Source organism: Actinomadura sp. NPDC000600, from assembly GCF_040492135.1.
In the GTDB taxonomy this organism is placed as follows: domain Bacteria; phylum Actinomycetota; class Actinomycetes; order Streptosporangiales; family Streptosporangiaceae; genus Spirillospora.
In genome coordinates, this window is record NZ_JBEUPD010000022.1 from 63,108 (window position 1) to 87,213 (window position 24,106).

Here is a 24,106-nt window from a genome sequence, read left to right on the forward strand (position 1 = left end):
CCGGACCGCGGCCGGCCGCGGTCCCCCGCGGTCAGATCCCGGGCGGGTCGTCGTCGATCTCGAAGAAGTCCGGGAGCGGGGCGCGCCCGGCGAGCGGCAGGACGCGGATGAGCAGCTTGCGGCGCGCGATCCGGGCCTGGGACACGGCGTCGTTGTAGAAGCGGCGGGCGTAGGCGACCTTCGCGGCGGCGGACGACAGCTCCTCCAGGACCGCCTGGCCGTCGCCGCCGCGCGCGGCGAGGGCGTCGACGAACCCGGGCTGGTCGACGGCGGCGCGCAGCGCCCGCGACAGGTCGCTCTCGGCGAACTCGCGCCCCTCGGCGTCGGCGGTGCGGGCCTCGTGGGCGGCGGTGGCCAGCACCAGGCTGGTGGCGGGGTCCAGAAGCCGCGACGCGGCCAGCTCCAGCGTGGCGGCGGCCCGCCTGACGAGCGCGGCGTCGAGCGCGGCGCGGGCCGTCTCGACCCGCACGTGCAGCCGGTCGAGCCGGGTGGCGCGCCACGACACGTACACGCCGACGAGGAAGACGACGGCGATCCAGAACAGGACGTCGATGACCCAGTCGTAGGACACGCCGCCCCCTACGCGCCGACGCCGGACTCGACGACGCGGACGCGGCCGCCGGTGACGGTCTCGTACACCCGCACCACGTCGCGGGCCACGGACGACCAGTCGTAGGCCCGGACGGCCGCGCGGGCCTCCGCGGACAGCTGCTTGCGGCGGGCCGGGTCGTCGAGCAGGGCCCCGGCCGCCGCCGCGAGCGCCTCGTGGTCGCCGGCCGGGAACAGCGCCCCGGCCCGGCCGCGGCGCAGGACGCGGTCGAACGCCTCGATGTCGCTGGCCAGGATGGGCGCGCCCGCCGCCATGGCCTCGGCGAGGACGATGCCGAAGCTCTCGCCGCCGAGGTTGGGCGCGACGAACACGTCAACCGAGTGGTAGGCGCGGACCTTGTCCTCCTCGCTCACCATGCCGAGCACGACGACGCGGTCGCGCAGGTCGGGCGGGACCCTGGCCAGCACGTCGTCGGCGTCGCCGGGGCCGGCCAGCAGCAGCCGCAGCCCGGGCCGGAGGCGGCCGATGATCTCGAAGGCGCGCAGCAGCACCGGCAGGCCCTTGCGCGGCTCGTCCATCCGGCCGAGGAAGCCGAGCGCTCCCCCGTCGCCGCCCCCGGGCGGCGGGTCCGCGCGGCCGCGCCAGCCGGGCAGCGGCGCGGCCATCGCGTAGCGCTCGGTCGCGACGCCGTTCGGGATGAGCACGGCGTCGCCGCCGAGGTGCTCGACGAGCGTGGTGCGGGCGGCCTCGGACACCGCGATCCGGCCGGTGATCTTCTCGAGGGCGCTCTGCAGGATCGGCGCGGTGACCGACAGCGCCCGCGACCGCTCGTAGGAGGCGTGGAACGTCCCCACGATGGGCCCGTCGGCGGCCCAGCAGGCCAGCAGCCCGAGCGAGGGCGCGGCGGGCTCGTGGACGTGCAGGACGTCGAACCCGCCGTCGCGGATCCAGCGCCGGACCCGGCCGGCCGACAGGAACCCGAACGCCAGCCGGGCGACCGAGCCGTTGTAGGGGACGGGGACGGCGCGCCCGGCCGCCACGACGTAGGGCGGCAGGTCGGCGTCGTCGTCGGCGGGCGTGATGACCGACACCTCGTGGCCGAGCGCGACCAGCGCCTCGGCGAGGTCGCCGATGTGCTGCTGGACGCCGCCCGGCACGTCCCAGGTGTAGGGGCAGACGATGCCCACCTTCATCGGCCGGCCCTCAACTTCGGCCGTCCGCGAGGTCGTCCACCCAGACCTTCTGCAGCATGTGCCAGTCCTCGGGGTGGGCGGCGATGCCCTCCTCGAAGGCGCGCGCGAGCTCCTGGGTCATGGCCTGGATCTTCTCCTGTCTGCCGCCCTCGTCCGGCACGGGGATCTCCTCGTGGACCCTCGCCGCCCAGTACTCGCCCTCGTACCAGAGTGTCACGGGGATGAGGGCGGCGCCCGTCTGGATGGCCAGCGCGGCCGACACGGCGGGCATCCGGGCGGTGGCGCCGAAGAACTCGACCTCGACGCCGGTGTCGGTCAGGTCGCGGTCGACGACCAGGCACACCGGCCGCCCGGCGCGCAGCCGCTGCGCCATCCGCCCGTAGGCGGAGGCGCCCCTGTGCGCGAGGACCTCCATGCCGAGGCCCTCGCGGAACTCGACGAACCGGTCGAACAGCGACGCCGGCTCGAGGCGCTCGGCGACGGTGGTGAACGGGTGGCCGTTGTGCACCAGCCACGCCCCGGCCTGCTCGTAGTTGCCCATGTGGGGCAGCGCCAGGATGACGCCGCGCCCGGAGTCGAGGTTGGTGAAGATCTTCTTCTCGCCGGTGACCCGCATCCGGCCGACGATCCGCGCCCGGTCGTACTCGGGCAGCCGGAAGACCTCCAGCCAGTAGCGGAAGTAGGAGCGCAGCACCTTCTTGCTGAGGACGCGGACCTCGTCGTCGACGGCGTCCTTGCCGAGGACTCGGCACAGGTTCTTCTCCAGCTGCCGCACGCCGCCGCCGTAGCGGTGCCAGGTGCGGTCGGCGAGCGCGGCGAACACCAGGCGCGCCGCGCTCTCGGGCATCTTGCGGACGACCGTCCAGCCCAGGGCGTAGACGGCGTCGGTCACCTCGTCGCGAAGCGACGGCGACGCCTCTGCGCGGCGGGGCGTGGTCATGGACGCGGCTCCGGCGTCTTCTCGGCCCCGTTGCGCGCGCCGTTGCCCGCCCCCGGGCCGCCGTCGGCCTTCGCCTGGGCGTACACCGTGGCGAACCGCTGCCCGACCGTGACGGTGCTGAGCACGGCGAGGGCCCACAGCGCGACGGCGAGGACGTAGGGGACGCCGAGCCCGTCGAGCCCGGCGGCGACCAGCGCGACGATGAGGCGCTCGGCGCGCTCGGCGATGCCGACGTTGCAGGTGTAGCCGAGCCCCTCGGCGCGCGCCTTGGCGTAGGACACCACGACCCCGGAGACCAGGCAGTACAGGGCGACCCCGGCGAGGGGCTCCTGCCCGGCCCGGTACAGCCCGATCATGAGCCCGGCGAAGATCGCGGCATCGGCGACGCGGTCCATGGTGGAGTCCAGGAACGCCCCGAACGAGGAGATCTTCCCGGTGACCCGGGCCACCGCGCCGTCGAGCATGTCGAACAGGACGAACGCGGTGATGACCATCGTCCCCCAGAAGAACTCCCCGCGCGGGAACAGCACGAGCGCGCCGGCGGCGACGCCGACCGTCCCGATGACGGTGATGGCGTTGGGCGAGACCCCGGTCCGCGCGACCGCCTGTCCGACGGGGGTGAGGACGCGCCCCAGCACGGGCCTGATCTTGTTGAGCATCGCCGTCCGTTCTCGTGGTCGCCTGGAGTCGTCGCCGCCGGGAGTCGTGGTCACCGGGAGCGGCCCCGCCGCGGGCGTCCGGCGCCCACGCGGCGCGCCCATCGTAGTGCGGACGCCGCCGGGACGCGGCCGGGCACGGGCCCGCCGCCGCCGCGGCCCGGACGGATCGCGGTTGTTTGCCGTTCACCCCTTGTGATCCCGGCCCGCAGGGGAAAGGCTGTTGGCACGGGTGTGACGCCGGTCACGCGCGATGAACGAGGTCGGACGCCGCACTCGGACGTCAGGGCCGGGCCCGCCGGGGCCGGGCCCCAGCCGCACGCGGGCCTCCGCGAGAGGCCCGTCCGAGGAGGTAGTCATGGCGGACAAGGGAGGCCACCCGGGAGCCCCCGGCAGGGCACCGGAGGCCGGCACGTGCGACAAAGTGCGCAACGTCGCGCTGGTCGGCCATTCAGGGGCCGGTAAGACCACGCTCGTCGAGGCGCTGCTCGCCGCCACGGGCACGCTGCAGCGGGCGGGGAAGGTCGAGGACGGCACCACCGTCAGCGACTTCGACGAGGTCGAGGTGCGCCAGCAGCGCTCGGTCAACCTCGCGCTCGCGCCGCTGGTGCACGGCGACGTCAAGGTCAATCTCATCGACACCCCCGGCTACGCCGACTTCGTCGGGGACCTGCGGGCCGGGCTGCGCGCCGCCGACGCGGCGCTGTTCGTGATCTCCGCGGTGGACGGCATCGACGGGCTCACCCGGATGATCTGGGAGGAGTGCGCGGCGGTGCAGATGCCCCGCGCGGTCGTCATCACCAAGATCGACCAGCAGCGCGGCGACTACGACGACGTGGTCATGACCTGCCAGGACGTCTTCGGCGAGGGCGTCGCGCCGCTGTACTTCCCGGCCCAGGGCGACGACGGCCTCAAGGGCCTGATCGGGCTGCTGTCGCAGCGCTGCCTCGACTACTCGACCGGGAAGCGCACCGAGTGCGACCCCGACCCCCGGTACCTGGACCAGATCTCCGAGCAGCGCGCCTCGCTCATCGAGGGGATCATCCAGGAGAGCGAGGACGAGACCCTCATGGACCGGTACCTGTCCGGCGAGGAGATCGACGTCAAGGCGCTCATCGAGGACCTGGAGACCGCGGTGGCGCGCGGCAGCTTCTACCCCGTCCTCGCCACGTCGGTGCCGCACGGCGACCACCCCGGCCCGGTCGTCGGCATGATGGAGCTGCTGGAGGTCGTCACCCAGGCGTTCCCGTCCCCCCTCGAACACGGCATCCCCCCGGTGACCCCGGTGGCGGGCGGGCCCCCGAAGGAGATCTCCTGCGATCCGGAGGGGCCGCTGGTCGCCGAGGTCGTCAAGACCACCTCCGACCCGTACGTCGGGCGGATCTCGCTGGTCCGGGTCTTCTCCGGGACCCTGCGCCCCGACACGACCGTGCACGTCTCCGGGCACGGCATGGAGGACCGCGGCCACGAGGACCACGACGTCGACGAGCGCGTCGGCGCGCTCACCTCGCCCCTGGGCAAGACGCAGCGCACCGTGTCGTCGTGCGGCGCGGGCGACATCTGCGCGGTGGCGAAGCTCAGCCGCGCCGAGACGGGCGACACGCTGTCCGACCCGGCGGCGCCCATGGTGATGGCGCCCTGGTCCATGCCGGACCCGCTTCTGCCCGTCGCCATCCGCGCGAAGTCCAAGGCCGACGAGGACAAGCTGAGCCAGGCGCTCGGCCGGCTCGTCGCCGAGGACCCGACGCTGCGGCTGGAGAACAACTCCGAGACCCGGCAGCTGGTGCTGTGGTGCATGGGCGAGGCGCACGCCGACGTCCTGATCGACCGGCTGCGCGCCCGCTACGGCGTCGAGGTCGAGCGGGTGGAGCTGCGCGTCCCGCTGCGCGAGACGTTCGGCGGGACGGCGAAGGGCCTCGGCCGGCACGTCAAGCAGAGCGGCGGGCACGGCCAGTACGGCATCTGCCATATCGACGTCGAGCCGCTGCCCTCCGGCGAGGGCTTCGAGTTCGTCGACAAGATCGTCGGCGGGGTCGTCCCGCGCCAGTTCATCCCGTCGGTCGAGAAGGGCGTCCGGCAGCAGATGGAGCGCGGCGTGTCCGCCGGATACCCGATGGTGGACATCAAGGTCACCCTGCACGACGGGAAGGCGCACTCGGTCGACTCCTCCGACATGGCGTTCCAGGCGGCCGGGGCGCTCGCGCTGAAGGACGCGGCGAGCCAGGTTCCGATCCTGCTGCTGGAGCCGGTCGACGAGGTGGGCGTGCTGATCGCCGACGAGTACGTCGGCCCGATCATGTCCGACCTCACCTCCCGGCGCGGCCGGGTGCTCGGCTCCCAGGCGGTACCGGGCGGCCGCACGATGATCAAGGCGGAGGTGCCGCAGCTGGAGATCGTCCGGTACGCGATCGACCTGCGCTCGATGTCGCAGGGCACCGGCACGTTCAGCCGCTCCTTCCTGCGCTACGAACCGCTCCCGTCGCATCTCGCCGACAAGGTCGCCGCCGAGTCCAGGGACGGCTGACCGCGCCCCGCGGGGGCGGGGCCCGGCGCGCGCCGGGCCCCGCCCCGCCCCCTCCGCCGCGGTGACGGCCGGCGCCGCCGAATCGACCTGCGGGGGGAGCCCGGCTCATCCCGCAGGGTGACCCGCGATTCGGCCGGACGGCCGATGATCAGGGCGGGTCCGCGGTGCGATCGTGGTCTCACAATGAAAAACGTGGACGCCCCCCGGGATCCGGCCGCCCCCGGACGCCGGACGTTCATCAAGGGGTTGGGGCTGGCGGCCGCCGGAGCGGTCACACTGGGCGCCGGCGCGGAGGCCGTCGGCGCCGTGGTCGGCTCCGGGGGCCCGCCGTCGTCGGCGATGGCGGTCCCCATCGCCGGTCCGTGGCGCCCCGGCAGCGCGCACGTCGACGTGATCTGGGGCGTCGACACCGCCCAGAAGCTCGTCGCCCTCACCTTCGACGACGGGCCGATGCCCGACTGGACGCCCATGGTGCACGACATCCTGGACGCCGAGCGGGTCAAGGCGACGTTCTTCCTCGTCGGGGAGCGCCTCGTCCGCCACGCCCGGCTCGTGCACGGGCGGATGGAGCGGCACGAGGCCGGCAACCACACCTGGCAGCACAAGGACCTGTCGCGCCTGTCCGACGATCAGGCCCTGGAGCAGCTGCGGCGCGCCCACAACGCCATCACGCGGATCGTCGGCAGGGAGCCCCGGTTCCTGCGCCCGCCGTTCGGGCATCTGGGCGGCACCACGCTCAGCGCCGCGTGCCGGTTCGACTACGACATCGCGCTGTGGTCGATCAAGATGCTGGAGAAGACCTACGAGGACGAGCCGCCGGCGCTGGTGGACTACATCGTGGGCAACACCGGCCCCGGCGCGATCCTGCTCGCCCACGACACCGGCAACCACGACCGCCTGGTCGCGCTCCGCAACCTCGTCCCGATGATCCGGGGCCTGCGCGCCAAGGGCTTCGAGTTCGTCACGCTCTCGGAGCTGATGAGCGTCTCGCAGCCGCCGCCCCGCCCCGGTGGCGACGCGGGCCTGCGGCGAGCCGTGCCTCCCGCCTAGGGCGGCCGCGCCCGAGCCTCGTCCCCCTCGTCCGGCGGGCTCCGCCCGGTCGGCCGTCGTTGCCGTCAGCCGTCGTGCGGCCAGGCGTCGGCGAGCATCTGGCGGGTGTCGCGCAGCAGCTGCGGCAGGACCTTCGTGTGCCCGACCACCGGCATGAAGTTGGTGTCGCCGCCCCAGCGCGGGACGACGTGCTGGTGCAGGTGGGCCGCGATGCCGGCGCCCGCGACGAGGCCGAGGTTCATGCCGACGTTGAAGCCCTGCGCGCCGCTCGCCTTGCGCAGCGCCGTCAGGGCCCGCTGCGTGAAGACGGCCAGCTCGGTGTACTCCGGCTCCTCCAGGTCGGCGTAGTCGGCGACGTGCCGGTACGGGACGACCATCAGGTGCCCGGAGTTGTAGGGGTAGAGGTTCAGCACCGTGAACACCGACTCCCCGCGGGCCACGACGAGCCCCTCCTCGTCGGTCATCTTCGGGATCTCGCAGAAGGGGCAGCCGTCGCCGGCTCCCCCGCCCGTGGGCTTGTTCTCGCCCTTGATGTAGGCCATCCGGTGCGGGGTCCAGAGCCGCTGGAAGTTGTCGGGCGTGCCCGCGCCGCCCCTCTCCTCCTCGAAGCGGGGCGTGCGCTCGTTCCCGGCGCCGGCACCGGGCGCGTCCTCGCGCCCCTGCTGCACCACGGACTCCTCCGGCTCTGGGCTCAAGGCGGCGGTCTCCTTTTGTTCACGGCCTGACCAGCAGCATAGAGAGAGACGCCCCGGGGGCTGTAGCCGGGATCCCCTAGCATGGCCCGTCGGCGGGTCTTCGGACGCGCCCGCGATCCGGTGCCTGCGTGACGTCCCGCGCGTCGCTCCGACACCATGGTCACCCGACCGACCCCCAGGGAGCGATCATGACCGGGCTCGACAAGCACCGCACCGGGAACGCCGAGCAGGGGCAGGAGGCCGGCCCCGGACCGCGGTTCCCCGGGGTGCCCGCCGGCCGCCCGGAGACCGAGCCGCCGCCCGCGACGCCCCCGCACGCCCAGCAGCCCCCCGGCATGCCACCCCACGGCGCGCCGTCACAGGGGACGCCTTCACAGGGGACGCAGCAGGTGACCCAGCCGGGGAGACCGCTGTCGGCTCCTCCCCCGGCCGCGGCGCGGCAGTCGGTCCCGCCGCCGCGGGGCGCCCAGTCCTCGGGGCCGAACGCGGTGCCGATGACGCTGCACGGCTCACCCGGCGACCTCAGCGCGCCGGTGGAGGGCCGCATCACGATCGGGAACGCGGTCATCGGGAAGATCGCCGCGTTCGCGGCGCTGGAGGTGGACGGCGTCGCCGGCCTCACCGTCCGGGAGGAGCCCGCCGCGACCGGGGTGCGCGTCGTCCAGAACGACGACGAGGTCACCCTCGACGTCGCCATCGCCGTCGAGTACGGCACCGTGATCAGGGACGTGGCGACCCTGGTGAAGGCGAACGTGGCGCGGGTGGCGGCGATCATGCTGGGCACGCGGGTCGCCGCCGTGAACGTGTCGGTCGAGGACGTTCGTCAGGCGGCGCGGGCGTAGCAGTTCTGCATGCCGCCGCCCACCGAGATCGTGGTCACCTTCACGCGCTCGACGAGTTGCGGCATGACGCCCGTGAAGTGGAAGGTCTTCGACCCGCCGCTCCGCATGGTGGTCTGCTGGGCCCTGGGCTCCTGCCCCCGCAGCGACAGCTCCGCCCGGATCGCGCCGCCGGCGGAGACCGCGATGACGACGTCCACGCCCGTCGGGGCGGCCCGGTAGTACGCCGTCCCCTTGGGGCAGGCGCCGATACCGCCGGCCGAGCCGTTCTGGGGCGGGATCTGCGGACCGCCGCCCTGGCCGCCGGACCCGCCGCCCCCGCCGCTCGGGTAGGGCTGGCCGCCGGTCTGCTGCGGAGCGGGGTTGGTCGGGGTCGCCGGGAGGCCGCCGCCTCCGGGAACGCCCGTCTGCCCGCCCGGCGCGGACGGGCCCGCCGTCCCCCCGGCGCCGGCGGCGCCCTTCTGGCCGTCGTCCATCAGCGGCATGAGGAGCACGACGACCGCGGCGGCGACGAGCGCCAGGGTGCCGGTGTAGCCGGCCATCCGGAGCCAGAGCGAGCGCCCGCGCCGCGCCGGCCTCCTGGACTTCATCTCCGCTGTCTCCCCGGTCGTCGCACGTGGTCGATGAGGCTACCAACTCCGGGCGCGCCGCCACCCGCGGGTCGCGCCCGCGCGCGGCGGGCGCGACCCGGGCCGGCTCAGATCTGCGCGCGGGACCGCACGGCCTCGACGATCTCCTCGACCGCCTCGTCGATCGGGACGCCGTTCTTCTGCTCGCCGTTGCGGTACCGGAACGACACGGCGTCCTTGGCCACGTCTTCGTCGCCCGCGAGCAGCATGTACGGGACCTTCTGCTTCTGCGCGTTGCGGATCTTCTTCTGCATCCGGTCGGAGGACGCGTCCACCTCGACGCGCAGGCCGTGCTCGCGCAGCCGCGCCGCCACCTTCTCCAGGTGCGGGACGTGGGCGTCCCCGATCGGGATGCCGACCGCCTGGACCGGCGCCAGCCACGGCGGCATCGCGCCCGCGTAGTGCTCCAGCAGCACGCCGAAGAACCGCTCGATCGACCCGAACAGCGCCCGGTGCAGCATCATGGGGCGCTGCCGGGTGCCGTCGGCCGCCTGGTACTCCAGGCCGAACCGCTCGGGCTGGTTGGGGTCGACCTGGATGGTGGACAGCTGCCAGGTGCGCCCGATCGCGTCCTTGGCCTGCACCGAGATCTTGGGGCCGTAGAACGCCGCGCCGCCCGGGTCGGGGACGAGGTCGAGCCCGGTGGCCTCGGCGGCCTCGCGGAGCGCGGCGGTGGCCTTCTCCCACATCTCGTCCGAGCCGATGAACTTGTCGGACTCGTCGCGGGTGGACAGCTCGAGGTAGAACTCGTTCAGGCCGTAGTCGCGCAGCAGCCCGAGGACGAAGTCGAGGAGCCGCTTGATCTCCTCGCCCATCTGGTCCTCGGTGCAGTAGATGTGCGCGTCGTCCTGGGTCATGCCCCGCACGCGGGTGAGGCCGTGCACGACGCCCGACTTCTCGTACCGGTACACCGACCCGAACTCGAACAGCCGCAGCGGCAGCTCCCGGTAGGACCGGCCGCGCGCCCGGAAGATCAGGTTGTGCATCGGGCAGTTCATCGGCTTGAGGTAGTAGTCGCCCCCGTCGATCTCCATCGCCGGGAACATGTCGTCCTTGTACCAGCCGAGGTGCCCGGAGGTCTCGAACAGGTGGCCCTTGGTGATGTGGGGGGTGTTGACGAACTCGTACCCCTCCTCCTCGTGCCGCCGGCGGGAGTAGTCCTCCATCACCTTGCGGACCGCGCCGCCCTTCGGATGGAAGACGGCGAGGCCGCTGCCGATCTCGTTCGGGAAGGAGAACAGGTCGAGCTCGGCGCCGAGCCTGCGGTGGTCGCGCTTCTCGGCCTCCTCCAGGAACCGCAGGTACTCGTCCTGCTTCTCGCGGGACTCCCAGGCGGTGCCGTAGATCCGCTGGAGCTGCGGGTTCTTCTCGCTGCCGCGCCAGTAGGCGCCGCCCGAGCGCATCAGCTTGAACGCGGGGATGACCCGGGTGGACGGCACGTGCGGGCCTCGGCACAGGTCCTTCCAGCGCAGCTCGCCGGACTTGGCGTCGAGGTTGTCGTAGATGGTCAGCTCGCCGCCGCCCACCTCGACCTCGGCGCCGTCGGCGGCGTCCCCGACCGGGCCGGAGCCCTTCAGGCCGATCAGCTCCAGCTTGTAGGGCTCGGCGGCCAGCTCGGCGCGCGCGTCCTCCTCGGCGACGGGGCGGCGGGAGAACCGCTGCCCCTGCTTGACGATCTCGCGCATCCGCTTCTCGACGCGCTTGAGGTCGTCGGGGGTGAACGGCTCGGGAACGTCGAAGTCGTAGTAGAAGCCGTTCTCCACCGGCGGGCCGATGCCCAGCTTCGCCTCGGGGAACAGCTCCTGGACGGCCTGCGCCATCACGTGCGCGGCGGAGTGCCGCATGATCGCCCGGCCGTCGTCGGAGCCGATCTCGACCGGCTCGACGGCGTCGCCGTCGCGCAGCTCGCCGGCGAGGTCGCGCAGCTCGCCGTTGACGCGGGCGGCGATCACGGTCCGGCCGTCGGCCTCCAGTGCCTGCCCCGCGGTGGTGCCCGCCGGCACCGCCCGCTCGCTCCCGTCGAGGGTGATGCGCAGCTCAGACACGGTGGACACGGGTACTCCTCGCGATGGTGGTTCGGGGTCAGCGGGTTTCGATGCTATCGACTCGGGGTGTCCCCCGGACGCATCCGGCTCCATCGGCCGCTCCTCTCGGTCGGCGGAGGGCCCGTGGCGTCCCCGGACAGCGGAAGGGCCCCGGGGATCGCTCCCGGGGCCCTTCCGCGTGCAATGTCAGGACATGCCGCCGTCGCGCCGGGAGTGGCCCGGCGTCGTCGTCTCTGCGAACGCGTACGGCATGACACCACTGTAACCGATGGGCGGGCGCGGGGCCCGGCCCTTCACGCGCGGGCCCCCCTCGGGGCGGCGAGGTCGTCCATCTCCTCCAGTTCGCGTCCCTTGGTCTCGGGGACGGCGCGGAGCACGAACACGAACGCCAGGATCGAGAACAGCGTGTAGATGCCGTAGGCCAGGCCGAGGGAGAAGCCGGAGATGCCGGGGAACGTCGTCGTGACGACCCAGTTGGCGAGCCACTGCGCGGCGGCGGCGACGGCCAGCGCGGACGCGCGGATGAAGTTGTTGAACATCTCGCCGAGCATCACCCACACGACGGGCCCCCACGTCGCGGCGAAGGAGGCGACGAACACGTTGGCCGCGACGAGCGCCACGGGCCCGGCGGCGCCGCCGAGGTGCGGCTCGCCGTCCACCACGGGGGCGGTCGCGAAGCAGGCGGTGAGGGTGCCGAGGGAGACCGCCATGCCGGCGGCTCCGGTCAGCAGCAGGGGGCGCCGCCCGACCCGGTCGACGAGCGCGATCGCGACCAGCGTGAAGGCGACGTTGACGACCGAGTTGATCACCGAGGTGAGCATCGCGTCGTTCTCGGAGAACCCGACCGCCTGCCACAGCGACGAGGAGTAGTAGAAGATCACGTTGATGCCGACGAACTGCTGGAACACCGACAGCAGGATCCCGGCCCAGACGATCGGCAGCAGTCCCAGCCGGCTCCCGCGCAGGTCCCGCAGCCGGACGGGCCGGTCCGCGGCGATGGACCGCACGATCTCGGTGATCTTCACGTCCACGTCGCCGCGGCCCATCACGCGCCGCAGCACCTGGCGGGCGCGGGCCGTCTCGTGCTTCTTGACCAGGTAGCGGGGCGACTCGGGGATGGTGGTGGCGATCACGCCGTACATCACGGCCGGGACGACGGCGCTGGCGAACATCCACCGCCACGCGCCCCCGCCCCACGGGAACGTCCCGGTCGCGCCGCCGTCGGACACCCGCGCGATGGCGTAGTCGGCGACGAGGGCGGCGAAGATGCCGAGCACGATCGCCATCTGCTGCAGGGATCCGAGCCGGCCGCGCAGCTCGGCCGGGGCGATCTCGGCGATGTAGGCGGGCGCGATCACCGACGCGGCGCCGATGGCGAGGCCGCCGACCAGCCGCCAGGCGGTGAGGTCGACCGCGCTGAAGGCCAGCGCGGAGCCGAGCGAGCTGACCACGAACAGCCCGGAGGCGATGAGCATCACCCGCACCCGGCCGATCCGGTCGCTCAGCGGGCCCGCGCACCAGGCGCCCGCCGCGCAGCCGAGCAGCGCGGCGGACACGACGAAGCCGACCGCGAAGCCGCCGAGGCCGAACTCCTGCTTGAGGGCGTCGACCGTCCCGTTGATCACGGAGGAGTCGTAGCCGAAGAGGAACCCGCCGAGGGCGGCGGCACCCGCCAGCAGCGCCGCCACCGCGGCGGTATGGGACGGCCCGTCCTGGAGCCGCTCGTCCACCTGTTCCGGTTCGCTCCCTGCGGTCATGGAGCCCGATCTTCCCCGGGAGCCGGACCTTATGCGGGTGATGTCCGGTCAGTCCCGGACGGCGGTCCCGATGACGTGCGGGGAGGCCGGGTTGGCCCGGCCCTGCTCCGGGAACTCGAACCGCCGCTCCTCCCGCACGGTGAACCCGCTGCCGGCGATCCACTCGTCCGTCGGGCGGGAGACGTGGCATCCGGCGGCGAAGAACGGCCACAGCAGGTCGGCGTAGCGCTGGAAGCGCACCTTGCCGGGGGCGGCGCCCCGCACGTGCTCGTAGTAGCGCAGCTCGCCGCCCGGCTTGAGGACGCGCCGCAGCTCGGCCAGCGCGCGGACGGGGTCGCGGACCGAGCACAGCACGAGCGAGGCCACGGCCACGTCGAAGGACGCGTCGTCGAGGTCGAGGTCCTCGGCGAGGCCGGGGCGCACCGTGACCGGGACCGGCGCGCGGTCCGCCGCGTGGCCGGCCTTCGCGCGCAGCCGCGGCTCGGGCTCGATGGCGACGACCTCGGTGACCTCGGGCGGGTAGTGGGCGAAGTTGGCCCCGTACCCGGCGCCCACCTCCACCACGCGGCCGGACGCCCCGGCGAGGAGCTCGGCCCGGAGCGCGTCGCCGCCCGCCTTGGCGCAGCCGGCGTCCAGCCGCGGGTAGAGCCGGGCGAAAATGGGATGACTCAGGTCGGTCATTCCCGCAGTGTCCGCCGCCCCGGCGATCACCGCAAGATCGCGGCTCCCGGGCGGCCCGGCCTCACCAGTCGGCGGCGGACTCGTCGGCGAGCCGGACGAGGCCGCCGCCCGGGTCCACGTCGTACCGGCGCATGGCGGTGAGCGGCGGCGAGTAGACGTGGACGCTCACGGCGGGGGCGTCGGAGGCGTTGCGCACGTCGTGGACGTAGCCGGGGCCGAAGGAGCGGGCCTGCCCGGCGCCGACGCCGTGCACTGCTCCGACCCGGCGCGCGGCGCCGGCGCGCTGCTCCTCCAGGGCCCCGAGGGCCACCGCGAACGCGCCCGCGGAGCCGCCGTGGTCGTGGAACCCGGTGGACTGGCCGGGCAGCCAGCTGATCAGCCATATCTCGTGGTCGGCGTCCTGGTGGACGCGCTCGTACCAGCGCCCCTGCGGGTCGAGGCGCACCCGGTGCAGCCACTCCCCCGGGTCGGTCGCGAGCCGGCGCGCCCGCTCGGCGAGCCGCCGCGGCGTGAAGGGGGCGCCGGTGGACGCGGGCACGGCGAGGCCGGTCGTGGTGACGGTCATGCGGTCGTTCTCCTAGCGGTGCGCTGCCGTTCGTCGTCGCGTTTCAGCGGGGCGGGCGGCGACACAGCGCGCTGGCCTGGCGGCGCAGGTCGACGTGCAGGCGCTCGTAGCGGAGTCCGGAGATCGACACGGGACCAGCGTGGCGCAGATTTCCTATAAAGTCAATCGGAAATAGCTGTTTGACGCCCTCCCGAACGTCCCGAGAGCGCTGCCAGGGCTGATACCCAGGGGCCGGATCGGATCTCCCTCCGCGGAGGCAGGCCGCCGGGGGTCCGGGCGTTCTAGGCTCGCACCCAAATGAACGATCCAGTCCGCCCCGCGCCGGGCCGCACCCGGCTCGCCGCCGGCGTCCGCGCCGCCCTCGTGCCCGGCCACGACGAGCCGGCCGTCACCCTGCTGCCCGCCCACCCCGCGCTGCGCTTCCCGATCCTGGCCGTCCTGGTCGCGCTGACCATCGGGTTCACCGCCGGCTCCATCGCCATCTCCATCACGCAGTACCGCGTCGACGCGGAGCTGGCCTGGCCCCTCGGCCTGCTCCAGGCGGCACCCCTGGTGTTCGCGGCCCGCTGGCCGATCGCCGCCTGGCGCGTCGCGGCGATCGGCCTGCTGCTGACGGTCTTCGTCAGGCACGGCGAGGGGTTCATGCCGTGGCCGGTGACGGCGATCCTCGCCCTGGTCGTCATCCTGTTCTTCACGGGCGTCGGCGCCGCGCGGCAGACGACCGTCGGGGTGGGCGCGGTCACCATCGCCGGCGTGCTGGTGCCCGCCGTGCTGTTCGGCATGCCCGGCTGGTTCGCCACGATCCTCGCCGGGATCGCCGCGGTCGCGCTCACCTTCGGCGACGCGGTCGGCGGGCGGCACTCGGCCGTGGAGGAGCTGCGCCTGCGCGAGGAGCAGCACCGGCGCGACCTCGCCCGGCAGGCGGTGCTGGAGGAGCGGGCCCGCATCGCCCGCGAGCTGCACGACGTCGTCGCCCACCACATGTCGGTGATCGCGATGCAGGCGGAGGCCGCCCCGTTCAAGATCCCCGACCTGCCGGACGCGGCACGGCAGACGTTCGGGGTCGTCCGGGACGCGGCCCGCGAGGCCCTCACCGAGACGCGCCGGGTCGTCGGGCTGCTGCGCGCCGACGACGAGAGCGCCGAGCGCGCCCCGCAGCCCGGCCTGGAGCGGCTGGACGACCTGGTCGGCGCGGCCCGCCGTGCCGGACTCGCGGTCGCGACGGCCGTCGTCGGGATGCCGCGGCCGCTGAACGCCGGGGTCGACCTGTCGGCGTACCGGATCGTGCAGGAGTCGCTGAGCAACGCCTCCCGGTACGCGCCGGGCTCCCGGGTGCACGTCGAGGTGCGGTACGGGACCGAGGCGCTGGTGGTGTCGATCACCGATGACGGCGCCCGCAGCACGCCGGAGGAGTCGCAGGGCGGCGGCCACGGCCTGGTCGGCATGCGCGAGCGCGTCGCGATGCTCGGCGGCCGCATCGAGGCGGGCCCCCGCGACGACGCCGGCTGGTCGGTCGTCGCCGAACTGCCCTACGGCGATCCGGACTAGTCCGGATCGCGCCGATCACTCGACCCGTAGGGTTGTGCCGTGACGATTCGTGTGCTGATCGCCGACGACCAGGTGATGATCCGCGACGGGCTCGCGGCGCTGCTGTCCTCCGATCCGGGGATCGAGGTGATCGGCCAGGCGGGCAACGGCCGCGAGGCGGTGGAGATGGCCCGCCGGCTGGACCCGGACGTGGTCGTCATGGACATCCGGATGCCGGAGATGGACGGCCTGGCCGCCACCGCCGAGCTGGCCGGCGCCCCCGATCCGGACGCCGACCCGGCCGGCGCGCGGCCCAAGGTGCTCATGCTCACGACGTTCGACCTGGACGAGTACGTCTACGAGGCGCTCGGCGCGGGGGCCAGCGGGTTCCTGCTGAAGGACGCCTCGGCGGCCGACCTGGTGAACGGCGTGCGGGTCGTGGCGGCGGGCGACGCGCTGCTCGCCCCGTCCATCACCCGCCGGCTGATCGGCGACTTCGCGCGCCGGCGCCGGCACCAGCGGCCGAGCCCGAAGGCGACCGCGGGGCTGACGCCGCGCGAGCTGGACGTCCTGCGCCTCATGGCGCGCGGCCTGTCCAACGCCGAGATCGCCGCCGAGCTGGTGCTGGCCGAGCAGACGGTCAAGACGCACGTCGGCCACGTGCTGACCAAGCTCGGGCTGCGCGACCGCACCCAGGCCGTCGTCTACGCCTACGAGAACGGGCTCGTCGGCTAGCCCGGCCGGGGGCTTAGCGCGACGGGTCGATGACGAGCTTGCCGGTGGTGCGGCGGGCGCGCAGGTCCTCGTGGGCCCGCCGCGCCTCGGTCAGCCCGTACTCGCCGCCGGCGACGACGCGGAGCCCGCCCTCCGCGGCGAGGCCGAACAGCTCGTCCAGCGCCCGGCGCATCACGTTGCCGGGGAGCTGGAAGACGTGCGCCAGCCACATGCCGGAGATCGTGGTGGAGTGCGACATGAGGGTGGCGGGCCGGACGGGCGAGGGCTCGGTGCGCGACGCCATGCCGTAGAACGCGAGGCGGCCGAACGGGGCCAGGGCGCGCAGGCTCTGGTCGGTCACCGTCCCGCCGGTCATCTCCAGGACGGTGTCGACGCGCCTGCCCTCGTTGGCGTCGATCAGCGCCCGGGTGAGGTCGGGCACGTTCGGGTCGATCGCGACGTCGGCCCCGAGGTCGAGGGCGAGGTCGCGCTTCTCCTTGGAGGAGGCGGTGGCGATGACCCGCCCGGCGCCCCAGGCCTTGGCGAGCTGCACGGCGATCGTGCCGACCCCGCCGGCGGCGGCGTGCACGACGACGGACTCGCCGGGCTCCAGGTGGACGCTGCGGCGCAGCAGCACCCAAGCCGACGCCCCCTGGACGATCATGCCGAGGGCCGTGAGGTCGTCGATGGCGTCCGGGACGTCCCAGGCCAGCGCCTCGGGGGCGACGGCCTTCTCGGCATAGCCGCCGGTGCCGACCAGTGCGACGACGCGGCGGCCGTCCGGGGTCGTCCCGACGACCTCGCCGCCCGGCACCATCGGCAGTGTGGACTCCGACAGGTAGCTGTTCTCGGCCTGGTGGGTGTCGGCGTAGTTGACGCCGGCCCGGGAGACGTCGATGAGCAGGTGCCCCGGCCCGGCGACGGGGTCGGGGAGCTCGGTGACGGTCAGGACCTCCGGTCCGCCGAACTCGGTGATCTGGATCGCGCGCATGACTCTCCTCTCGGAAGCTCTCGGACGCTCAGCGGGGGCCGGGGACGCCGCGGAAACGGAACGGCTCGGACGGGCGGCCCGGCACCACGTACCAGGCCTCGCCTGCGCCGTCCGCGTCCAGGATCCGCATGAACGCCTCGACGACGTCCCCCACGTCCAGGATCGGGAAGCCGGTCTCCTGGAGCTGCCCCTTCATGGGGGTCAGGATGTCTGTGTCGGCGAAGGAGGGGCACAGCGCGTTCACGCGGATGCCCTCCTCGGCGAACGTCGGGCCGAGGGCTCGGACCAGCCCGACCACGGCCGCCTTGTTGGCGCCGTAGACCGGGTCGAACGGCGTCGCGGTGAGCGCCGCCATGCTCGCGGTGGCGATGATGTCGCCGCCGCCCCGGGCGCGCAGCGCGGGCAGCGCGGCGTGCGCGCCGAACACGACGCCGTCGAGGTTGATCCCCATGGCCCGCCGGTACGCGGCGAGGTCGAAGTCGTCGCCGACGCCCCCGCCGCCCGCGACCCCGGCGTTGAGGAACGCCACGTCCAGGCCCCCGAAGCGGTCGACGGCGGCCGCGACGGCGGCCTCGCTGTCGGCGGGCTCGCGCACGTCGCAGCGGACGAACGCGCCGTCCAGCTCCTTGGCGAGGGCGTCCCCGGCCTCCGCGTCGACGTCGGCGAGCACGACGCGCGCGCCCTCGCGGGCGAGGCGGCGCGCCACCGCGGCGCCGATGCCGTTGGATCCGCCTGTGATCAGCGCGACCTTGCCGGTGCCGTCGAAGGGTGCCATGGGGGACTCCTCCCGAAGTAACTGACTCGTCAGTTACTCTAGCGGAATGGACTTCGGTTTGAGCGAGCGGGCCCGGGACCACCTCGGCCGCCTCCAGGACTTCATGGACTCCCACGTCTACCCGGCCGAGCCGGTCTACGCGGCGCAGCGGGCGGAGCTGCGCGCGGCGGGCCGCGAGCACCACGTCCCCCAGATCGTGGAGGACCTCAAGGTGGAGGCGCGCAAGCGCGGCCTCTGGAACCTGTTCCTTCCCGACAGCGATGACCCCGCGCACGGCCTCTCGGTCACCGACTACGCCTCCCTCGCCGAGGTGACCGGCCGCTCCCCCAACCTGGCGCCCGAGGCGACCAACTGCGCCGCCCCCGACACCGGCAACATGGAGGTCCTGCACCTGTTCGGGACGCCCGAGCAGAAGGAGCGGTGGCTCGTCCCCCTGCTGAACGGGGAGATCCGCAGCGCGTTCGCGATGACCGAGCCGGACGTGGCGAGTTCGGACGCCACCAACATCTCCACCCGCATCGAGCGGGACGGCGACCACTACGTCATCAACGGCCGCAAGTGGTGGATCAGCGGCGCCGCCGACCCGCGCTGCAAGATCATGATCGTGATGGGCAAGACGGACCCGGAGGGCCACCCGTACCGGCAGCAGTCGATGGTGCTCGTACCGCTCGACGCACCCGGCGTGGAGGTCGTCCGGCCGCTGCCCGTGTTCGGCTACCAGGACCAGCACGGCCACTGCGAGATCACCTTCACCGACGTCCGCGTCCCGGTGGAGAACCTGGTCGGCGAGGAGGGCGGCGGCTTCGCCATCGCGCAGGCCCGCCTCGGCCCCGGCCGCATCCACCACTGCATGCGCGCGATCGGGATGGCCGAGCGGGCGCTGGAGCTGATGTGCGAGCGCGCGGTGTCGCGCGTTGCCTTCGGCGGGCCGCTGGCCAAGCAGGGCGTGGTGCGCCAGCAGATCGCCGAGTCGCGGATGGCCATCGAGCAGGCGCGGCTGCTCACCCTCAAGACCGCCTGGCTGATCGACAAGCAGGGCGTGCAGGCCGCCCGGTCCGAGGTCGCGGCGATCAAGGTGATCGCCCCGCGCGTCGCGCTGGACGTGGTCGACAGGGCGATCCAGGTGCACGGCGGCGCCGGCGTCAGCGACGACACCCCGCTCGCGGCGATGTGGGCCGGGCTGCGCACGCTGCGCCTCGCGGACGGCCCGGACGAGGTCCACGTGCGCTCCGTGGCCCGCGCCGAGCTCGGCAGGTACCTCGGCACTTGACTTCCTCTCCCGCCTAACGGCGGGGGGTTCCAGCGGTCGCCCGCTGGGTTTCCTGCTTCGCCGACGACCGCCCCGCCCGGGAGGAGTCCCGTTGAGGTCTTACACCGTCTCCACAGGCGGACACCGCCAGCCCGGCGGCCAGGATGTTGCGCACCGCGTTCACATCGCGGTCATGCACCGCCCCGCAGCCGCACGTCCACTCGCGGACATCCAGCGGCAGCTTGCCGCGGACCGTGCCGCAGGCCCCGCACAGCTTGGAGGAGGGGAACCAGCGGTCGACCACGACCAGGTCGCGGCCGTACCAGGCGCACTTGTACTCCAGCATGAACCGCAGTTCCCGCCACGCGGCGTCGGAGATGGCGCGCGCGAGCTTGTGGTTCTTGAGCAGGTTGGCGACGGTGAGGTCTTCGATCACGACCGTTTGGTTCTCACGGACGAGACGGGTCGACAGCTTGTGCAGCAAATCGCGGCGCCGATCGGCGATCCGCACATGCACCCGCGCCACCCTGCGGCGGGCCTTGTCCCGGTTCACCGAACCCGGGGCTTTGCGGGCCAGGTTCCGCTGCGCCTTGGCCAGCCGGGTCCGGTCACGGCGCTCGTGCCGGGGGTTGGCGACCTTCTCCCCGGACGACAGAGCCACCAGCGTGCTGATCCCGGCGTCGACCCCGACCGCCGCGTCCCTGGGCGGAGCCGCAGTGACCATGTCCTGGCACAGCAGGGAGACGAACCAGCGTCCGGCGCTGTCGCGGGAGACGGTCACCGTGCTCGGCTCGGCCCCCTGGGGCAGCGGACGCGACCAGCGGATGTCCAGCGGCGCCGCCATCTTCGCCAGCGTCAGACGCCCGTCGCGCCAGGTGAAGGCGCTGCGGGTGTACTCGGCCGACGCACGCGACCGCTTGCGCGACTTGTAGCGCGGATAGGCGGCGCGCTTGGCGAAGAAGTTGGCGAACGCCGTCTGCAGATGCCGCAGCGCCTGCTGGAGCGGAACGCACGACACCTCGGCAAGGAAGGCCAGTTCCGCGGTCTTCATCCACTGCGTCAGCAAGGCCGACGACTGCGCGTAGGAGATGCGGCGCCGCTCCTCGTACCAGGCTCGGGTGCGTTCCTCCAGCGCCTTGTCGTACACCAGCCGCACGCACCCGAACGTGCGCGACAACTCGGCCGCCTGCTCGCCGGTGGGGTAGAAGCGGTACTTGAACGCCCGCCTGACCTGCCGCTCCATGGCTCACGTTCTAGCAGCTGCACTGCGAGCCAGTCTGACGGACGGCGAAAGGCCCCGACTTCGCCGACCTACTCCGCAAGGACCTGTTTCCTCCCCGGCCTGAAGGCCGGGGAGGAAACGAAGGAGAAACGATGACGAACGGCACGGGGGAGGCGGCGCCGGGCGCGCGGCGGCGCATGCCGCACGCCCGGCGCCGCGAGCAGCTGCTGCAGGTCGCGCTCGCGGAGTTCGGCCGGCGCGGCTACCACCTGACCCAGATGGAGCACGTGGCGGCCGCGGCGCAGGTCTCCAAGGCGCTGCTGTACCAGCACTTCACCTCCAAGGAGGAGCTGTTCGCCGAGATCACCGAGGTGATCGTCGCCGAGCTCACCGGCAGGCTGAACCGGGCCGTGCTCGCGGCGCACGGCTCGGCCGACGGCATCCGGGCGATGATCCGGGTGCTGTTCGACTACGCCACCGAGGAGCCGGACGCGTGGGCGCTCGTGGTCCGGCATCTCGACAAGCCCGAGGTGGGGCTGGAGCTGCGGGAGCTGCGCGACCGCCTCGGCACCGCGTTCGCCGACCTGCTGCTGCGCCGCCGCCGCGCCGACCCGGCGCTGTCGCCGGCCGCGCTCGCGGTGAACGAGCGGCGGGCGCGGCTGCTCGTCCCGCTGATGTACGGGTCGATGCTGTCGATGGTGTCGTGGTGGCTGGAGCATCCCGACACGCCGCGCGAGCGCGCCGAGCAGATGGCCGTGGAGTTCATCTGGCTCGGCCTCGACCGGCTCCGGGCGGGCGAGCGCCTGCCGAACGTGAGGCGCCCCTAGCCGAAGACGTCGTCGCGGACGAGGTCGAGGGCGGTCAGGACCGCGCCCCGCAGCACGGCGTCGCCCTCGACGCGGCTCGCCCGCACCTCGGTGGCGGCCGGGCTGAGGACGCCCAGGTGCCCGGCGACCAGCTCCGCGAGCCGGTCGCCGCCGGCGCGGCCGAACGCCCCGCCGAGCACGACGAGCCCCGGGTCCAGGACGGCGACGAGCACGAACACCGCCTCGGTGATGCGCGCGGCGACCGCCTCGTCGCCGAGGCCCGCCACGGCCGCCGGGTCGAGCAGGCTGCAGAACTCCGTGCCGCCGAACTTCAGCAGGCCCACCTCGCCGGCGCCGCCGGAGGCGCCGCGCCGCAGCCGCCCGTCCAGGACGAGCGCCCCGCCGACGCCGTCGTCCAGCCAGAGCAGCGCGAAGTCGTCGCGGCCGGCCGCGGCGCCCTCCCGGTGCTCGGCGACGGCGCCCAGGTTGACCTCGTTCTCCACGAGCACCGGCGCGCCGAGCCGGTCGCGGAGCGCCTCCCCGAGGTCGGGCCTGCCGCCGGGGACGTGGTCGCCGGTGGCGCGCCCGGTGCGCGGATGGATCAGTCCGGGGGTGCCGAGCACCACCGTGTGCAGCGTGCGGCCGTCCGCCGCCTCGGCCACGGCTCCGGCGACGACCGCGGCGAGGTCGGGGGACGGCGGCAGCGGCCGGGACGCCGCCCCCACCGGGTTCCCCGCGATGTCGGCGACGCCGACGTGCACGGCGTCGCGGCGCAGGTCGACCCCGGCGATGTGCGCACGGTCGGCGACCAGCCCGTAGAGGCGGGCGTTCGGGCCCCGCCGGTCGGCGCCGGCCTCCCCCGCCACCTCGATCAGGCCGCCGGCGCGCAGCCGCTCGATCAGGTCGGACACCGTCGGGCGCGACAGCCCGGTCAGCGTCCGCAGCTGCGGCGCGGTCAGCGGGCCGCGCTCCAGCAGCAGGTCGAGCGCCAGCCGGTCGTTGATCGCGCGGGCCATCGTGGGGTCGGCGGTCTTCACGCCCCCATGCTAGTAGGCAGGGAGCCTGCCTGATTTTCTCTTTTCATCAGGAAGCCTGCCTGTTAGTTTTTGGGACCATGAGGTCTCCCCACCGCGCCATCGCGGTCGTCTTCGTCCTGCACGGCGCCGTCGCCGGCTCCCTCGCCACCCGCATCCCCTGGATCCAGGACCGGCTCGACCTGTCCCCCGGCGTCCTCGGCCTGGCGCTCCTCTGCCCGTCCGCCGGCGCGTTCGTCGGCATGCCGACCGCGAGCCGCGTCGCGCACCGGATCGGCGAGCGCCGCGCGACCCGCCTGCTGATCGCGGCCTGGTGCGCCGCCGTGGCGCTCCCCGCCCTCGCCCCGGCGCCCGCCTTCCTGTTCGGGGCGATGCTGCTGTTCGGAGCCGCCGCCGGCATGTCCGACGTGGTGATGAACGCGCACGCGGTGTCGGTGGAGCGGCACCTGGGGCGGCCGATCATGTCCGGGCTGCACGGCCTGTGGTGCGTCGGCAGCCTCGTCGCGGGCGGCGCCGGCATCCTGGCCGCGCACGCGGGGATCGACGCCCGGCTGCATCTCGGGCTGGTCGCCGCCGTGCTGGTGGCGGCGGGCGTGCCCGCTGGGCGCGGGCTGCTGGACGTCCGCCCGGACCCCGGCGCTCCGGCGCCGCGCCGGTTCGCCCTGCCGACCCGGGCCGTCCTCGCCATCGGCGTCGTCGGCTTCTGCGCCATGTTCGCCGAGGGCGCGAGCACCGACTGGACCGCGGTCTACCTGACCGAGGTGGCGGGCGCGGGCCCCGGGCTGGCCGCCGCGGGCTACACGGTCTTCGTCGCGTGCATGGCGGGCACCCGGCTCCTCGGCGACCGGCTGGTGCGGCGGCTCGGTCCGGTGCGGGTGGTCCGCTGCGCGGGCGTGGTGGCGGTCCTCGGCGGCGCGACGGTCACGGCGTCCCGAGCGCCCTGGCCGGCCGTCGGGGGCTTCGCGCTGCTCGGCGTCGGCGTGGCGACGGTCGTGCCGCTGGTCTTCACGGCGGCGGGCTCCGCCGGCGCCACCCCCGGGGAGGGCGTGGCGGGCGTCGCGACGATCACCTACCTGTCCGGGCTGACCGCGCCCGCCGTCACCGGCTGGACGGCCGGGGCGCTGTCCTACCCGGCCGCGTTCGCGATGATCACGTGCGTGGTCGCGGTGATGACCGTGTCGGCCGGCGCGCTGGCCCCGCGCGGCGGCGCCACCGCGCGGCCCCCGGCGGAGCCCGCCGAACACGCCGGGTCTGCGCTGCCGTAGGCGGGACCGGCCGCGCACGGCCGCCGGGCATGCGAAAGGCCGGGGACACGCAGAGCGTCCCCGGCCTCATCTGAGATCCGGCAGGACCTTAGAGCGGGTAGACGCCCTCGGCCTGCGGGCCCTTCTGGCCCTGGGTGATCTCGAACCCGACGCGCTGGTTCTCGTCGAGGCTGCGGTAGCCGTTGGTGGTGATCGCCGAGTAGTGGACGAACACGTCGGGGCCGCCGCCGTCAGGCGCGATGAACCCGAAGCCCTTCTCAGCGTTGAACCACTTCACGGTGCCTTCGGCCATGGTCTTTCCCTTCCGGGTAAAACGTCTCCGGTCCGCCGGTCGGCGGCCCGGGCTGCAAGCGGACTCACTCACGCCCGCCGGTCACCCGGAGAAAACGCTTCGAGACT

General features: G+C 73.8%; 23 protein-coding genes. 8 read left to right on the plus strand and 15 right to left on the minus strand.

Annotated elements, in window-relative coordinates:
- Positions 1–31: 31 nt before the first annotated feature.
- From ABWI07_RS28290 to pgsA, 4 genes are read right to left on the minus strand one after another with little or no spacing between them, the layout of a single operon-like run.
- Positions 32–571, minus strand: a complete 540-nt coding sequence (locus ABWI07_RS28290; protein WP_149264738.1) for a LemA family protein — start codon at positions 569–571, stop codon at positions 32–34.
- 8 nt (positions 572–579) lie between these two features.
- Positions 580–1,743 (minus strand): glycosyltransferase family 4 protein, encoded by a 1,164-nt coding sequence (locus ABWI07_RS28295; RefSeq protein WP_149264737.1) that lies wholly within the window; start codon positions 1,741–1,743, stop codon positions 580–582.
- 10 nt (positions 1,744–1,753) lie between these two features.
- Positions 1,754–2,683: a phosphatidylinositol mannoside acyltransferase gene (locus tag ABWI07_RS28300; RefSeq protein WP_149264736.1), complete on the minus strand. Its 930-nt coding sequence runs from the start codon at positions 2,681–2,683 to the stop codon at positions 1,754–1,756.
- Positions 2,680–3,342 (minus strand): phosphatidylinositol phosphate synthase, encoded by a 663-nt coding sequence (gene pgsA / locus ABWI07_RS28305; RefSeq protein ID WP_353820355.1) that lies wholly within the window; start codon positions 3,340–3,342, stop codon positions 2,680–2,682. Before pgsA ends, ABWI07_RS28300 begins: the two co-directional genes overlap by 4 nt.
- Positions 3,343–3,697: 355 nt before the next feature.
- On the opposite strand from pgsA, the gene ABWI07_RS28310 reads away from it, so the two are divergent.
- Both ABWI07_RS28310 and ABWI07_RS28315 read left to right on the plus strand, forming a co-directional pair.
- Entirely contained in the window at positions 3,698–5,863 is a 2,166-nt protein-coding gene (locus ABWI07_RS28310; protein ID WP_149264735.1) for an elongation factor G-like protein EF-G2, read from the plus strand.
- Positions 5,864–6,055: 192 nt separating this feature from the next.
- Positions 6,056–6,913 carry a polysaccharide deacetylase family protein gene (locus ABWI07_RS28315; protein ID WP_160161230.1) on the plus strand — a complete coding sequence of 286 codons (858 nt, stop codon included), beginning with the start codon at positions 6,056–6,058 and terminating at the stop codon, positions 6,911–6,913.
- A 65-nt stretch (positions 6,914–6,978) separates the two neighbouring features.
- On the opposite strand, the gene ABWI07_RS28320 is transcribed toward ABWI07_RS28315, so the two are convergent.
- On the minus strand, positions 6,979–7,608 hold the full coding sequence (locus tag ABWI07_RS28320; RefSeq protein WP_235037427.1) for an HIT family protein: 630 nt from the start codon (positions 7,606–7,608) through the stop codon (positions 6,979–6,981).
- A 188-nt stretch (positions 7,609–7,796) separates the two neighbouring features.
- On the opposite strand from ABWI07_RS28320, the gene ABWI07_RS28325 reads away from it, so the two are divergent.
- The gene (locus ABWI07_RS28325) at positions 7,797–8,450 is read left to right on the plus strand and encodes an Asp23/Gls24 family envelope stress response protein (RefSeq protein ID WP_353820306.1); all 654 of its coding nucleotides are present in this window, start codon (positions 7,797–7,799) and stop codon (positions 8,448–8,450) included.
- Here ABWI07_RS28325 and ABWI07_RS28330 read toward each other — a convergent pair.
- The 5 genes from ABWI07_RS28330 to ABWI07_RS28350 form a co-directional block, all read right to left on the minus strand.
- A complete protein-coding gene (locus ABWI07_RS28330) occupies positions 8,432–9,037 on the minus strand; it encodes a hypothetical protein (protein ID WP_353820307.1) in 606 nt (201 codons plus the stop codon). The two genes, ABWI07_RS28325 and ABWI07_RS28330, sit on opposite strands and share 19 nt — an antisense overlap.
- Before the next feature lie 107 nt (positions 9,038–9,144).
- The gene (thrS, locus tag ABWI07_RS28335; RefSeq protein WP_353820308.1) at positions 9,145–11,130 is read right to left on the minus strand and encodes a threonine--tRNA ligase; all 1,986 of its coding nucleotides are present in this window, start codon (positions 11,128–11,130) and stop codon (positions 9,145–9,147) included.
- 284 nt (positions 11,131–11,414) lie between these two features.
- A complete protein-coding gene (locus ABWI07_RS28340) occupies positions 11,415–12,878 on the minus strand; it encodes a sugar porter family MFS transporter (RefSeq protein ID WP_149264730.1) in 1,464 nt (487 codons plus the stop codon).
- Between the two features lie 48 nt (positions 12,879–12,926).
- Positions 12,927–13,559 (minus strand): class I SAM-dependent methyltransferase, encoded by a 633-nt coding sequence (locus ABWI07_RS28345; protein ID WP_149264729.1) that lies wholly within the window; start codon positions 13,557–13,559, stop codon positions 12,927–12,929.
- A 61-nt stretch (positions 13,560–13,620) separates the two neighbouring features.
- Positions 13,621–14,124: a cysteine dioxygenase gene (locus tag ABWI07_RS28350; protein WP_353820309.1), complete on the minus strand. Its 504-nt coding sequence runs from the start codon at positions 14,122–14,124 to the stop codon at positions 13,621–13,623.
- A gap of 297 nt (positions 14,125–14,421) precedes the next feature.
- Between ABWI07_RS28350 and ABWI07_RS28355 the strand changes: the two genes are divergently transcribed.
- Positions 14,422–15,672 (plus strand): sensor histidine kinase, encoded by a 1,251-nt coding sequence (locus ABWI07_RS28355; protein ID WP_353820311.1) that lies wholly within the window; start codon positions 14,422–14,424, stop codon positions 15,670–15,672.
- 39 nt (positions 15,673–15,711) lie between these two features.
- Positions 15,712–16,386 carry a response regulator gene (locus tag ABWI07_RS28360; protein ID WP_141576397.1) on the plus strand — a complete coding sequence of 225 codons (675 nt, stop codon included), beginning with the start codon at positions 15,712–15,714 and terminating at the stop codon, positions 16,384–16,386.
- Between the two features lie 13 nt (positions 16,387–16,399).
- Here the strand turns inward: ABWI07_RS28360 and ABWI07_RS28365 are convergent, their stop codons facing one another.
- On the minus strand, positions 16,400–17,356 hold the full coding sequence (locus ABWI07_RS28365; RefSeq protein ID WP_149264726.1) for a quinone oxidoreductase family protein: 957 nt from the start codon (positions 17,354–17,356) through the stop codon (positions 16,400–16,402).
- A gap of 28 nt (positions 17,357–17,384) precedes the next feature.
- Positions 17,385–18,131: an SDR family oxidoreductase gene (locus ABWI07_RS28370; RefSeq protein WP_149264725.1), complete on the minus strand. Its 747-nt coding sequence runs from the start codon at positions 18,129–18,131 to the stop codon at positions 17,385–17,387.
- A gap of 46 nt (positions 18,132–18,177) precedes the next feature.
- Between ABWI07_RS28370 and ABWI07_RS28375 the strand changes: the two genes are divergently transcribed.
- Positions 18,178–19,401 (plus strand): acyl-CoA dehydrogenase family protein, encoded by a 1,224-nt coding sequence (locus ABWI07_RS28375; RefSeq protein ID WP_149264724.1) that lies wholly within the window; start codon positions 18,178–18,180, stop codon positions 19,399–19,401.
- 13 nt (positions 19,402–19,414) lie between these two features.
- Here the strand turns inward: ABWI07_RS28375 and ABWI07_RS28380 are convergent, their stop codons facing one another.
- Positions 19,415–20,623, minus strand: a complete 1,209-nt coding sequence (locus ABWI07_RS28380) for an RNA-guided endonuclease InsQ/TnpB family protein (protein WP_353820312.1) — start codon at positions 20,621–20,623, stop codon at positions 19,415–19,417.
- Positions 20,624–20,754: 131 nt separating this feature from the next.
- Between ABWI07_RS28380 and ABWI07_RS28385 the strand changes: the two genes are divergently transcribed.
- On the plus strand, positions 20,755–21,429 hold the full coding sequence (locus tag ABWI07_RS28385; RefSeq protein ID WP_353820313.1) for a TetR/AcrR family transcriptional regulator: 675 nt from the start codon (positions 20,755–20,757) through the stop codon (positions 21,427–21,429).
- On the opposite strand, the gene ABWI07_RS28390 is transcribed toward ABWI07_RS28385, so the two are convergent.
- A complete protein-coding gene (locus ABWI07_RS28390) occupies positions 21,426–22,445 on the minus strand; it encodes an ROK family transcriptional regulator (protein WP_235037426.1) in 1,020 nt (339 codons plus the stop codon). The genes ABWI07_RS28385 and ABWI07_RS28390 overlap by 4 nt on opposite strands.
- A gap of 77 nt (positions 22,446–22,522) precedes the next feature.
- On the opposite strand from ABWI07_RS28390, the gene ABWI07_RS28395 reads away from it, so the two are divergent.
- The gene (locus ABWI07_RS28395; protein WP_353820314.1) at positions 22,523–23,707 is read left to right on the plus strand and encodes an MFS transporter; all 1,185 of its coding nucleotides are present in this window, start codon (positions 22,523–22,525) and stop codon (positions 23,705–23,707) included.
- Positions 23,708–23,795: 88 nt separating this feature from the next.
- Here the strand turns inward: ABWI07_RS28395 and ABWI07_RS28400 are convergent, their stop codons facing one another.
- Complete coding sequence (locus tag ABWI07_RS28400; protein WP_067639228.1) at positions 23,796–23,999, minus strand: cold-shock protein; 204 nt, start codon at positions 23,997–23,999, stop codon at positions 23,796–23,798.
- Positions 24,000–24,106: the final 107 nt, after the last annotated feature.